This is a genomic window from Methanothermobacter sp. DP (assembly GCF_026692625.1).
Taxonomy (GTDB): Archaea; Methanobacteriota; Methanobacteria; order Methanobacteriales; family Methanothermobacteraceae; genus Methanothermobacter; species Methanothermobacter marburgensis.
Genome location: NZ_CP113501.1, coordinates 417,706 through 430,302 on the forward strand (window position 1 = coordinate 417,706; position 12,597 = coordinate 430,302).

Genomic DNA, 12,597 nt, shown 5'->3' on the forward strand with positions numbered 1-12,597 from the left:
ATTTCTTTATTTTACGGGCCTTATCTTAACAGTTGGCCGCACTTTACTTGATATTAATTTTTATGTGAATTTTACGGCTATAAAGAAGTATAGGAAGCATATAACCACAAAGATGAGGAGAACCGTGACGGCGGTCCTTAAAAATCTGCTGTTAAGCGTCTTTCCCTCACGTTCAGCAAGGAACTCCCTCTGCTCACGTACCTGTGATATGAAACTCTCTGCCTCCCCTCTGCCACCGGTTATTAGATTGCTGTCTATTATCTCCTCATCAAGGAGTTCGTCCACAATCTTTTTCTGTTCCTTCACATCGTCGATTATTCTCTTCTCGGCCACGAATTCCATGAGGGACCATTTGCCGCTTTTTATCTCCTTAAGTGTTCTCTCCTCATTGTCTATGCTCCTTGAGAGGTTTTCAAGGAGGACTCTTTTCCGGTCACCTTTTCCTGGAATTTCAGGTTCTGGTTCATCTGGTTCCTCATAGAACTCTTCTGGTTCTTCATAGAACTCTTCGAGTGTGCTGTAGTATCCCAGTGAGCCCCCACATTCACAGGAATCAAAATCAGATGGGTCCTCACCAGCTTCCAGCTGGTAGTAGCCCCCGCATTGTGTACATATAAGGTAGCCCCTGGTTTTTCCCATGTTTTCATCGGACAAGGAGATCCCCCAGACATAATATATTACATTATAGTAGTTAAGTTTTGTGTTGAATCATTTATCTTTTCATGCACTGAGGTATCCTGTGATGTTTTTTCAGAAAAATAAATAGTTTTTTATCAGCTGGTCACCCTTTCAAGTCCTGTGGATATGAGGAACTGTATGAAGGCACCTTCGGGTACAACAACGATGTTTCCCTGCTGATACTGCTGTATCCCCGCGTTTACCATGGCCATGTACTTTGAACGGTCCTTTGTGGCATTGAATATTGCCCTCATGAGTGACTGAACCGCAACGCCCCTTGCGGATCCCTGCTGCTGTTCCTCCCTGAGGAATGTTATGCTGTTTCCTGAGACATAACCCTGACCCTCCACATATACAGGACCTATTGCCTGTAGGATGCCGTCCACTGCCTGGGGTGTCACTATCACGACGATATCTGTTTTCACACCGGTATTGTATTCCACTATCTCCTGCGCAAGTCTGGCACCCTTCTCTGTATCGTTTTCCCAGAGGGCGTCATGCAGGAGCCACCTGTTTACTCCCTGCGCCCTCAGTGAAGCCGGGGGTTCTGCTGTTGGATGGGCCATGTTGTGTGGGTAGACAGCCGTTACATTGGTTATGTTACCCTCGTTCATGGTTATTATGAAGGCCATGTCAACGGCCCCTATACCAGGCCTTGGTTCACTGGGGTCTGCGCATAGAAGCAGCACATGTTTTTCTCCCACAAAAACGTTCTGTGAGTTTGTGATGTAGTTTTCATAAGTTACAACTGAAAGACCCAGTATAACTATGAAGAGACCGAGGATTATCTTATTTTTTGTATCCATATTCTTACCTTCCTTTAGCTGATCTGGGGTTCTGGATCACGTAAGAAGTTAACATTGAAAAGCACTGCTCCACATGATTTACGTTAACCTAAATTTTGCCACAATTTATATATATACTTTGGTGTTTATGTATCATGCAGAACTGAATATTTAATACTTCTCAACACATATATTAATGTTGCTGTGGGCCAAGAAACATTCTTAAAAAAGGAGGATGTCACCCCATGAGGATAGTGGCAGGGGCCGGTGAGAACAGGAACATCGAAAGGGCCGCTTCGTCAGTGGAATTTGATGTTGAACTGGTTTACTCCGAGGACGAATTCATAGAAAGGTTAAGAATGGGAAAGGACGCCTATGTGAGGGGTTCCCTCCCATCAGCAGGTATAATGGCGGAACTCAAGAATCATGGGCCCCTGATGAGGGCTTCATGGATAGAGACGGGGAAGGGGAGTTTTTTCCTTGCACCCGTCGGGATAGATGAGGGTGAAACAGTTACCGAAAGGCTCAGAATAGCCACTGCCGCAGGTGACTTCCTCATGAAAACAGGAACCGAGCCATTCATCGGTATAATATCAGGGGGACGGCCAGGTGACCTTGGAAGGTCCCCTGCAGTGGACAGTTCAATCCGTGATGGTGAACTTCTGGCATCAATGGTAAAGGATAAATATGAAGTGAGGCACTACCATATACTGATAGAGGAGGCCGTAAGGGATGGGTGCAACGTCATCATAGCACCCGATGGGATAACAGGTAACCTCATATTCAGATCACTGGTTCTCGTTGGCACGGCCAGAAGCCACGGAGCTGTGGCCCTTGGATTTAATGGGATTTTTGTTGACACATCTAGGTCACAGACTACTGCGGGTTACAGAAGGGCACTTAGATTCGCCCACTGGCTTGCCACCAGTTGGAGAGATTAGATCATCAATTTATAGAATAATTAAAAACTCCAGTCAGGTAGATGGGAAATGTCACCTTTAAAACCTCTTTACAAACTGTATGAGTGGTACATATCGCGCAACCTCAAAAGGGAGAGAATGCCAAGGCACGTTGCCATTATAATGGATGGTAACAGGAGATACTCACGACTCCAGGGCAGCGTCGACCCCATAGAGGGTCACAAGAAGGGTATTGAGACACTGGAAAAGGTCCTGGACTGGTGCGTTGACCTTGGAATAGAGATAGTAACAGCCTATGCATTCTCAACTGAAAACTTTAAAAGGCCAGAAAACGAGGTTAAGGGCCTGATGAAGCTCTTCAAGGAGAACTTTGAGGCCATAGCAAGCAATAAGAAGATCCATAAAAACCGTGTCAGGGTCAAGGCAGTCGGAAAACTTGAACTGCTCCCTGAAGATGTTAGAAAGGCTATAGAGGTCGCTGAGAGGTCAACTGAGGGATACTCTGATCGACTTGTGAACATCGCCATAGGATATGATGGCAGACAGGAGATAGTGGACGCCGCAAGGAAAATCGCCGAGGACGTCAGGGCCGGCCGCATTGACCCTGAGGACATAGACGAGGACATGATAAACAGGAACCTCTACACCGCTGGACTGGAGGACCCCCACCTCATAATAAGGACCAGTGGTGAGGAGCGCCTCAGCGGTTTTCTCCTCTGGCAGTCATCCTATTCAGAACTTTACTTCTGCGACAGCCTATGGCCGGAACTTCGAAAGGTCGACTTCTTAAGGGCCATAAGGTCCTACCAGCAGAGGGAGAGGAGATTCGGTACCTAGATACATTTCAGGCGACTTTTAAGGCTATAAGGTCATACCAGCAGAGGGAGAGGAGATTCGGTACCTAGATACATTTCAGGCGACTTTTAAGGCTATAAGGTCCTACCAGCAGAGGGAGAGGAGATTCGGTACCTAGATACATTTCAGGCGACTTTTAAGGCTATAAGGTCCTAACATGGATATATGGACCTGATACCCATCAAGCTATCAATGGAGGGATCAATATAATAGATGTTCACTGTCACCTGGACTTCAAGGACTTCAACAGGAACCGTGAAGAGGTTATTGAGAGGGCAAAGGGGAAACTCAGGGCAATTATAGATTCGGGTGTTGGACTCGGGGGCAACAGGAGGGCCCTTGCCCTTGCCTCAGATTATCCAGGATTCATATACCCCACCATGGGTTTCCATCCCGCCGACGCATCAAAGGCAAGGCCTGAACTCATAGAGGAGGTGGCGGGGCAGATAGAATCACACATTGACAGGATCGTGGCCATAGGTGAGACAGGGATGGACTTCCACCACACCAGCGATGCTGAGGGAAGAAAAAGACAGGAGGAGGCCTTCAGAATCTTCGCCAAACTTGCAGAGGAACATGAGATGCCCCTGGTCGTCCATGCAAGGGACGCCGAGGAGAGGGCCCTTGAGATAGTACTCGAGCACAGCATACCAGAGGTGGTCTTTCACTGCTACGGTGGCAGCCTATCAACTGCAGAGAGGATAATGGACGCCGGATACCACATATCAATATCCACACTTGTGACCTTCTCGGATCACCACATGAAACTTGTGGCGGAACTCCCGCTGGAGAGCATGCTTACAGAGACCGACAGTCCATACCTCTCCCCTTTCAGGGGGAAGCGGAACGAACCAGCATTTGTGGCTGAAGCGGTTAAGAAAATAGCAGAGATCAAGGAAACCGATGTTGAGGATGTTGACAGGGTGACAACATCCACTGCAGAAAGAATTTTTGGCCTCTGAGGCCATCTGAATTTATTCATCCATCTCCCTGAAAACCTCAGCTGCCGCGGTGACACCATTTATGGCTGCAGGGAACCCTGCATAAACCGCCATCTGGATGAGGACCTCAATTATCTCCTCCCTGCTGCAGCCGGCATTGAGGGCACCCTTCACATGGCCTTTTAACTGTTTTTCAGCCCCAAGGACGGTGAGGGCAGCCACGGTGACAAGTTCCCTTGTTTTAAGATCCAGCGCATCCCTGGAGTAGATGTCACCGTATGCAAATTCAACCACGAACCTTGAAAGATCAGGGGCAACATCCTCAAGTTCATCACGCAGCTTCCTGTAGGAGTCCCTGTGTATCCTCTCAAGTATCTCCATTCCAGCAGTGTATCTGTCCATACTTCAACCTCCCGATCTGGAAACCCCACATGGTTTCCACACTAATTTATAGTATGGTGGCTATAAACCTATAGACTGGAGGAGAAGGTTCATGAGACCATACGTTATACTCAACGCAGCAATGACACTGGACGGTAAGATTGCGACAAAGACAGGTAGCTCTGAGATATCCGGTGAGGAGGATCTCAGGAGGGTCCATGAGCTTCGGAGGGAATGTGACGCCATAATGGTGGGGATAAACACGGTACTTGCAGATGATCCCCGACTCACCGTCCACAGGGTTGATGCAGAGGAAGGGGATAACCCTGTGAGGGTGGTGGTTGACAGCAGGGCAAGGACACCCCTGGATTTCAGGGTCCTCAACGATGAGGCCCCCACTGTGATAGGTGTCTCGGAGAGTGCCCCGATATCAAGGGTTAATGAACTCAGAAAAAGGGCTGAGGTTGTGGTTGCAGGAAAAGACAGGGTGGACCTCCGCCTGCTCCTAGAAAGACTCCATGAGATGGGTGTCAGGAGGCTGATGCTCGAGGGGGGCTCAACCCTCAACTACTCCATGTTGACGGAGGGCCTTGTTGATGAGGTCCGGGTGTGCATAGCCCCCATGATCGCCGGTGGCAGGGAGGCAAGGACACTGGTTGATGGTGAGGGCATAGACGATATGTCCGATGCCATAAAACTCGAACTTGAGAGGTTCTACACCCTGGGGGAGGACCTCATCGTTGAGTACACCGTAAAGAGGTAGATGTGGTTTTCATGCTGGAGAGGATCTATGAGAGGATACTGAGGATAAGGGAAGATGGATGCAGGGACTGCCTGAAGGTTGTCTGCCGTATGGATGACTTTCAGTTCAACCAGCTCATGTCGAGGCTACAGCTGCAGATTGAGATAACCTCCAGGTATAATCCGCCTGTGAGGCCCGCCCTGGATCCCATGATATCCACGGAACTTGGTGTGTACAGGGGTGATGATGAGAACATAGGGAGACTCCTTGGCTACCCTGAGTGCTGCATAAAGAGCTTCTCTGAGAACACCAGGTATGCGATTGATGAGGATCACCTTGCAGAGGTGGATGAACTTGAGGTTCCCCAGGATAAATGCGCCCTTGTGCTCCCATCAGGTTTCATACCATGCAGCCTCAGATGCAGGGAGGCATGGGAGAGGAATCTCATAGCCTTTGCAGACAGGGAGGAGTTTAAGAGGATACTTGAACTTGAGGATGAACTCCGCATGAAGCTCCCCCACTTTCACCTGGCATATGATGAGTATTTTGAGAAGATAATCCTTGATTGAATCCTTTTTTGATTTTTTAGGTTGGATGGGTATTTTGAGAAGAAATAAATTTCCTCGGATGAATCCTTTATTGGAGTGCCAGACAGGAAATCATCTTTCATTTAAAAAATGAATTGAGTATTACTTTTAACACCCTTCTTTTTTAAATTATTCATACTTAAAATCTTTTAATTAAGATTTAAATAGAATCCCATCAAATCTCTTTACGATATTGAATCAGCAAATTATTAAAAAATTTAAAGGAGGTGAAAAAATGAAGAAGTTTCTACTGATAGCACTTATTCTGCTCATTGTTTCAGTTCCATCAGTCTCAGCAGCAGACAACGACACCAACACAACAGAGTCAAAGATGCTGAAGGATACAAACATGGTGGTGCTCATCACAGGATGCGTGGTGGGAACCGTTGACCCCATAATGAATGACGCCTACCGCAACGACCTACTGCCCAGCGGATACAACTTCAGCCTGAAGATATACACCATGGACACCTTCAACCTCAACTCAACGGCATCCAGCCAGTTCAAAAATGACGTGAAGAATGCGGATATATTCTTCCTCTTCACAAGACCCGGTTACCCTGTGACCGGGATGAGCTATGGGACAGAATTCGATGCAGCAGTCGACTTCCAGACCCTCGCAGCCAGCATGAAACCCGGGGCACGAATATTCGTCCTGGGTCCTGTAAAACCCAACGTCACAGGTGTTAATGTGACCAACCTTCCAGCCCATGGTCCGGTCGCAGCACCTGCACTCTCACGGGAGAACATAAAGAGGACGCTCCTGGAGGTCCTGAGGCTCAGCGGGGCCGTTAACCTCACTGCAAACGACACAAAACTGGTTCCTGGAATGCAGGACTTCCTCTACCATCCACTGGCACCACGTGTTTACACAGACAGGGCAGCCTACACAGAATGGTACATGAACACCACCCTCTACAGGCCAGGGGCCCCATGGGTGGGGGTTGCCATACTGAACCGATACTACCTATCGGGTAACATGGACGTCTATGAGACCCTCATACAGAAACTCGAGGTAGAGGGACTCAACGTGATACCCTACTTCTACTGTTCAGACCCCATAGGGGCCTCAAGGCGCTTCTTCATGGTCAACAACAGTTCAGTGATTGACGCCCTTGTTGCCTGTGTACAGTTCGGGTACTGGCCAGACAACCAGACCATAACCTTCTTCACTGACCTCAACGTGCCTGTTCAGGGTCCACTGCCAGTGTTCCTGCAGACCTCCCTGGATGATTACATAAACAGCAGCAGACAGCAGGGCCTCAGGGGTCTGGAGTACTACTGGCTCGCAATGTTTGAGATGCAGGGACGAATAGAGCCAATCCTTATAGGTGGTAACAGGGTATCGGACCCGGACCCGGTAACCGGGGTCACACTCAAGGAATACGTGGCCTATGAGCCCGGGGTAAACCAGCTGGTGGAGCGGACACTGGCCTGGGTGAATCTCAGGAAGAAGGTGAACAGTGACAAGAGGGTGGCCATAGTCTACTTTGACAGCACCCATGATGAGGGGATGCCGGCAACCAATGGCCTCAACCTCTATGGCAGTCTGAGCAACATACTCCTTGCAATGAGGGCAGCAGGTTACACCACAGGAAACGGAAATCTGACCCCCGAGTACATCTATGAACTCATAAACAGGGCTGGAAGAAACCCCAGGAACATGACACAGTCAGAACTCCGGAAACTGGTTGAGGCTGGATGCATCACAGTACCTGTTTCAGAGTACCTCAGGTGGTATTCAAAGCTCCCATTGACCCTCAGGCGCCAGGTTGAGGCAATGTGGGGTCCGGCTCCAGGTAACATCATGGTCTACAACGGCAGCATTGTGATCCCTGGCTTCATGCTCGGCAACATGTTTATGGGTCCGCAGCCGGTCTGGAAGTGGAATGGCACACTCAACAACGGCACGCTACCACCAACACACCAGTTCATAGCCTTCTACCTCTGGCTTCAGAATGGATTCAGGGCCGACGCAGTGGTACATATAGGACAGCACGGCACACTGGAATTGCTACCGGGGCATGTGAATGCCATGACAGAGGATGACTGGCCAAACACCCTCATAGGATCCATCCCCAATATACACCTCCTCAAGATGGAGGACCCCCTTGAGGCTGTTATAAACCCTGCCAAGAGGAGGGCATACGCCGTTACCATCTCATACCTCATACCACCGGTTATGAGGACGGAACTCTACGGCGTATACCAGGAACTTGCAGACCTTCTGGGATCCTACAGCACTGCAGAGACATCAGGGGATAGGGACAGGATGAACGTCCTGGAATCCCTCATAAGGGATGGTGTGAAGAGGGCGGGCCTTGACGTGAGGCTCAACGTGAGTAACTCAACCCCCTTCAGTGTCCTCAGACTGAGACTTGAGGATTACCTCCATGAGCTCACAGAGATCCTCATGCCCTATGGGCTCCACACCTTCGGGGAGCTCCCTGACAGTGAAACCCTTGAGAGGTTCCTGGATGCAATCATATCCTTTGACCCTGCAAACAGGACGGCAAGGAGGGATGAGATAAGAAACCTCCTCATCATGAGTGCCAGCAACGAGATTAACTCACTGCTCAGGGCACTCAACGGGGAATTCATACAGCCAGCTCCAGCGAGAAGCCCCATAATCAACCTTGCAGCGCTTCCAACAGGCCGGAACATGTACACCTTTGACCCATCAGCCATCCCTGACCCCGCCGCTGTGGTAATGGGATCAAGGGCTGCAGAGGAGATGCTTAAACGCCACAGGGAGGCAAACGGTGGAAGGTACCCTGAAACCGTTGCCGTGGATATAGGTGACGTTATATCAACCGGCGGCCAGAGCATCGCAGCCATATTCTACTTCCTGGGTGTTAAACCGGTCTATGAGAGCGGAGCACTCATCGGGACAGAGATCATCCCACTCAGTGAACTTGGAAGGCCAAGGATCGACGTTGTGATAAGCGACTTCCACAACTTCCGCGGGGCAATCCCCGGGGCAATGGACGTCATAGACAATACAATTAAGAGGATAGCGAATCTCAACGAGTCAGCTGAGATGAACTATGTGCGAAAACACTACATTACCCTCAGATCAGGTATCTACAGTGAACTGGTGGCCTCAGGGATGAACAGTTCAGCGGCCGATGCAATGGCGGACAGGCTTGCAAGGACCAGGATCTTTGGGCTGCCACCGGGTGCAGACCCCCATGGTGCGGGTGTCGACAGGATACTCTGGTCACGGGATGACTGGACAGCCGAAGAGCTTGCAGAGACCTACCTCAGCTACTACTCTTATGCCTATGGAAGGGACCTCAACGGCCTCCAGAGCCCGAAACTCCTGGAGTCACTCCTTCGTACAGTTGACGCCAGCATGGTGATAATGCCCTACAGGGCACCCGGAGAGGGAACCTGCCTCTACAGGGTCTCGGTCACCGTGAACTTCATGGTGAACTACCTCACAGGGAGAAACATAAACAGCTACATTGCAAAAACAGCCTACGGAACACCCATCATAAGGACCCTCCAGGAGTCAGCCTACGATGACCTTGCAGTGACGCTCCTCAACCCCACATGGATCCAGGGCAAACTGCGTGAGGGACCATCCGGCAGCGCATCAATAGCACTGCAGGTGAGGGACCTCTTCATGAGTGATGCCCTCGTGGACGTGGCATCAGCAGATGTCTGGAGGAGGATTGCCGACACATTCCTCTTTGACAGTTCTGTGAGGTCACAGCTTGATGCATCAGCCATCCAGATGATAGCACGCTATGTGAGGCAGGCCCATACCAGGGGGCTTGTATCCCTCTCAGGGGCTGAACTTGCAGCAATATCCGAGATGCTGGGTGAGGGGACCTCCACAGACACAGACCAGGGAGACAACCAGGGTTCAGATCATGGAACCACCACAGGATCCCATGGAACAACGGGAAGGGGAGGAAGATCTCCAGGCACCCATGCAGGGGTTCCGGCACAGTCCTCCGCCTCAGAGTCAGGCGCATCATCCCCCGGGGTTGCAGGAGCATCAGAACAGAAATCTGGAAGTGCCTATGAGATCTCAACCCCACAGGCAGAGGAAAAATCAGGCAGCACACAGCTCTACGCTGTTCTTGGCATACTTGGAATCTTCTGCCTTCTCGGAGTTGGCTACTACTTCGGACCCCTCAGAAAATAATTTCATCCCCCTTTATTTTTTTAACGTGTGGCGATCATTGAGTTTTCTGTATAACTCTCTTAAAAGCTGGCTTTTTCATTTACGTCATTGAATTCCACAGATTTCTCAATAGGCCTAATACCTTTCCATGGATCCAGGACTTCCAGAATTAAGATTATAACAGGAATTCCCTATTCCCATCAGGTCCTTAGACTTCATCTTATCTTTCTGTAAATGTAGAGGAGAATCAGGGGGATGGCGATGAGTATGGCGTAATCCAGCGCATGGAACAATGGCCTCAGGGAGGTCCAGCGAGGACCGAGAAGATAACCGGAATATGCAAGGACGAGGCACCATGGCAGGGAACCGGCGAATGTGTAGATAACGAATTTCTTCAGATCCATCCGGGCTATACCTGCAGGGAGGGATATGAAGGTTCTGATAACCGGCAGCATCCTCGAGATGAGGACGGCCTCGTGCCCGTACCTTTCAAACCATTCATCGGCCATCCTGAGTTTACTATCTGTTATCATGATGTAGGGGCCATACCTCTCGAGTAAGGGACGCCCTCCCTTGAAACCCGCAATATAGGCGAGAAGAGAACCCAGAAGGTTACCCAGCGCACCTGCAACTACAACGCCAGTGAGGGTCAGATTCTGCTGCCATGCTATGTATCCACTGAAGGGCATTATAACCTCACTTGGAACTGGAATACAGGCACTTTCAAGGGCCATGAGAAAAACTATACCGGGATACCCGCTTTCCTCTATGAATCTGATCACAGAATCTGTAAGGGTCATGGTTATATCAAGCATGCTGACCCTTTCTCTCATTGACTATATAATTTTTCGGGGGGGATCTGGTTATTCTATGAAAACCTATGGAATAACTGTGGCCTGAAACCCAGTCCCAGCAGGATTTCCTTGTCCTCATCCTTTAATTCGTGCTCTGAAGTTGGGGGGACAGGTTTCCCGTCCCTTGCAAGTATCACTCCACCCTTCCGCTGGGCTCCCATGAATTTACCTGCACTTCCGTTCACTATGAGGTAACCGTCCCTCATATCTATGCCAGAGAAGTCGTCACAGTCACCATCTATGATAACCGTGCCACCACTGAGGAGCGCCCCAGTATTTTTACCGGCGTTACCATTCACCCGGACCGTCCCGTGCCTCATGAGTATCCCGGTTGATAGGTCCACGTCCCCGTTGTGAATCACCTCGGCGTCAACATCAAGCCTGGCGCAGAGGGTGTCTCTGATATGACCATCATCTATGACCATCCTGCCGGGGGTGAATGTAAAATTAACAGGTTTTTCACCCCTGAGGCCCGATTTGAGAATGTCAGTTACTGATAGGAACTTCTTATACCCCCTCCTATCGGATTTAACCTCAACCACGTTCCCCACAGGGTCCTTAACCTTCCCCTTAACGTAAATTGTACCTGAGACCATGCTGATACCCATACGGGTGTCCACATCCCCCTCAACGGTCAGGACACCTACATCCAGGGCGCCGCCGGTTCCCCCGAAGTATGCAAGGTCCGCCCCCATGCTTGAGGCGAGCCTGTGGCCGGCATCCCCCCTCACAACCACCTCACCTCCACCCTTGAGGTGTTCAACAACATCCCTGAAGGTGCAGGATGTGCCCGGGATCCTGTCCTCAGGGTCAAGCTTCTCACCCCTGTGCTGCCAGTGGAAGTTATAGGTGAAATCCGCGATGCAGTCCACCGGCCCGTCGGGTTCAAGTTCAATAACTTCCCTTTCATCCCTCCTCCTTCCAAAGAGTCCGAACATGAGAGCACCTCCACATATTTATTACTCCAACCACAGATTTATATACCCATGCGATTAAGTTCCCTTCTGTTCTATCAATCAAGAGGATGGTAACTTGCCCGGTAAAATGGAGATACTCAGAGCCCTATCTGAGCTGGGAGTGGATACAAGGTTTGTGAGTGTGACAGACAGTGAGGTCCTCATAAACAACCTGCGGTTCTCAAGGTTCTCAAGGAGGAGGGAGGAGGAGTTCAGCTCAAGGTACCCTGAGATCAGGGTTGTAAGGTCAGGGGTCTTCCAGAGGATATGCTCAAGGGCATCCAGGGTCCTGGCATCAACCCTGAGGCCCAGGCTTGGTGTTAGGATCCAGGCCGAAGGTGAGATGGCCCATGCGCTCCATGTGATCCTTGAGCCCTACACAAGAAAGTACGGTATAAGAATCGGTGAGGGGGAGGTCACCGCACTCCCAGCCACACTGGACCACTCCATTGCAGCGGCACTTGAGGATATGGTGAAGGGTGAGCCTATAAGGTACCATCACAGGTCAACATCCAAGGTCATATACCCCCTCTCAACTGTACCTGCAGCGTGGATTGAGTCCTGGCTCGGCACTGAAATCACCATCACCACCAACCCAATCGTGGCGGAGTTCATGGAGTTCTTCAATGAGAATGTACCCCAGTTCAGGGATAAGATGCGGAAGTCCCTTGAGTTCATAGGGGAAAATGGCTGATTTTTACTTATAGATTGCAGCTGTGTGCATGTCTGGAGAAAAGAGGTTTATTGGGGGGGCTGATTTTTA

At 50.0% G+C, this 12,597-nt stretch carries 12 protein-coding genes; 7 read left to right on the forward strand and 5 right to left on the reverse strand.

The features are described 5' to 3' along the window. Positions 1-60 precede the first annotated feature (60 nt). Together OXN82_RS02370 and OXN82_RS02375 are read right to left on the reverse strand one after the other, a co-directional pair. On the reverse strand, positions 61-654 hold the full coding sequence (locus OXN82_RS02370; protein WP_321211799.1) for a hypothetical protein: 594 nt from the start codon (positions 652-654) through the stop codon (positions 61-63). A gap of 119 nt (positions 655-773) precedes the next feature. After that, positions 774-1,484: a DUF4012 domain-containing protein gene (locus tag OXN82_RS02375; protein WP_048175134.1), complete on the reverse strand. Its 711-nt coding sequence runs from the start codon at positions 1,482-1,484 to the stop codon at positions 774-776. A gap of 224 nt (positions 1,485-1,708) precedes the next feature. Between OXN82_RS02375 and mtxX the strand changes: the two genes are divergently transcribed. From mtxX to OXN82_RS02390, 3 genes are all read left to right on the forward strand, one after another. Further along, the gene (gene mtxX, locus OXN82_RS02380; protein ID WP_321211800.1) at positions 1,709-2,404 is read left to right on the forward strand and encodes a methanogenesis marker protein Mmp4/MtxX; all 696 of its coding nucleotides are present in this window, start codon (positions 1,709-1,711) and stop codon (positions 2,402-2,404) included. 48 nt (positions 2,405-2,452) lie between these two features. Then, positions 2,453-3,220, forward strand: coding sequence for a polyprenyl diphosphate synthase (gene uppS, locus OXN82_RS02385; RefSeq protein ID WP_321211801.1), 768 nt, complete (start codon positions 2,453-2,455; stop codon positions 3,218-3,220). 284 nt (positions 3,221-3,504) lie between these two features. Then, positions 3,505-4,200, forward strand: a complete 696-nt coding sequence (locus tag OXN82_RS02390; protein ID WP_321212136.1) for a YchF/TatD family DNA exonuclease — start codon at positions 3,505-3,507, stop codon at positions 4,198-4,200. Positions 4,201-4,212: 12 nt separating this feature from the next. Here OXN82_RS02390 and OXN82_RS02395 read toward each other — a convergent pair whose 3' ends face one another. Continuing rightward, positions 4,213-4,581: a carboxymuconolactone decarboxylase family protein gene (locus OXN82_RS02395; protein WP_160323370.1), complete on the reverse strand. Its 369-nt coding sequence runs from the start codon at positions 4,579-4,581 to the stop codon at positions 4,213-4,215. Positions 4,582-4,672: 91 nt separating this feature from the next. Here OXN82_RS02395 and OXN82_RS02400 point away from each other — a divergent pair, with 91 nt between their 5' ends. The 3 genes from OXN82_RS02400 to OXN82_RS02410 all read left to right on the forward strand — a co-directional run bounded on the left by OXN82_RS02400 (position 4,673) and on the right by OXN82_RS02410 (position 10,045). Further along, positions 4,673-5,323 carry a 2,5-diamino-6-(ribosylamino)-4(3H)-pyrimidinone 5'-phosphate reductase gene (locus tag OXN82_RS02400; protein ID WP_048175146.1) on the forward strand — a complete coding sequence of 217 codons (651 nt, stop codon included), beginning with the start codon at positions 4,673-4,675 and terminating at the stop codon, positions 5,321-5,323. 11 nt (positions 5,324-5,334) lie between these two features. Then, positions 5,335-5,871, forward strand: a complete 537-nt coding sequence (locus OXN82_RS02405) for a DUF483 domain-containing protein (RefSeq protein WP_321211802.1) — start codon at positions 5,335-5,337, stop codon at positions 5,869-5,871. A 253-nt stretch (positions 5,872-6,124) separates the two neighbouring features. Beyond that, positions 6,125-10,045 carry a cobaltochelatase subunit CobN gene (locus OXN82_RS02410; RefSeq protein WP_321211803.1) on the forward strand — a complete coding sequence of 1,307 codons (3,921 nt, stop codon included), beginning with the start codon at positions 6,125-6,127 and terminating at the stop codon, positions 10,043-10,045. 194 nt (positions 10,046-10,239) lie between these two features. Here OXN82_RS02410 and OXN82_RS02415 read toward each other — a convergent pair whose 3' ends face one another. Beyond that, positions 10,240-10,839: a DedA family protein gene (locus OXN82_RS02415; protein ID WP_321212137.1), complete on the reverse strand. Its 600-nt coding sequence runs from the start codon at positions 10,837-10,839 to the stop codon at positions 10,240-10,242. Positions 10,840-10,892: 53 nt separating this feature from the next. After that, the gene (locus OXN82_RS02420) at positions 10,893-11,816 is read right to left on the reverse strand and encodes a hypothetical protein (RefSeq protein ID WP_321211804.1); all 924 of its coding nucleotides are present in this window, start codon (positions 11,814-11,816) and stop codon (positions 10,893-10,895) included. A 94-nt stretch (positions 11,817-11,910) separates the two neighbouring features. Here OXN82_RS02420 and OXN82_RS02425 point away from each other — a divergent pair, with 94 nt between their 5' ends. Further along, positions 11,911-12,528 (forward strand): hypothetical protein, encoded by a 618-nt coding sequence (locus tag OXN82_RS02425; RefSeq protein ID WP_321211805.1) that lies wholly within the window; start codon positions 11,911-11,913, stop codon positions 12,526-12,528. Positions 12,529-12,597 lie beyond the last annotated feature (69 nt).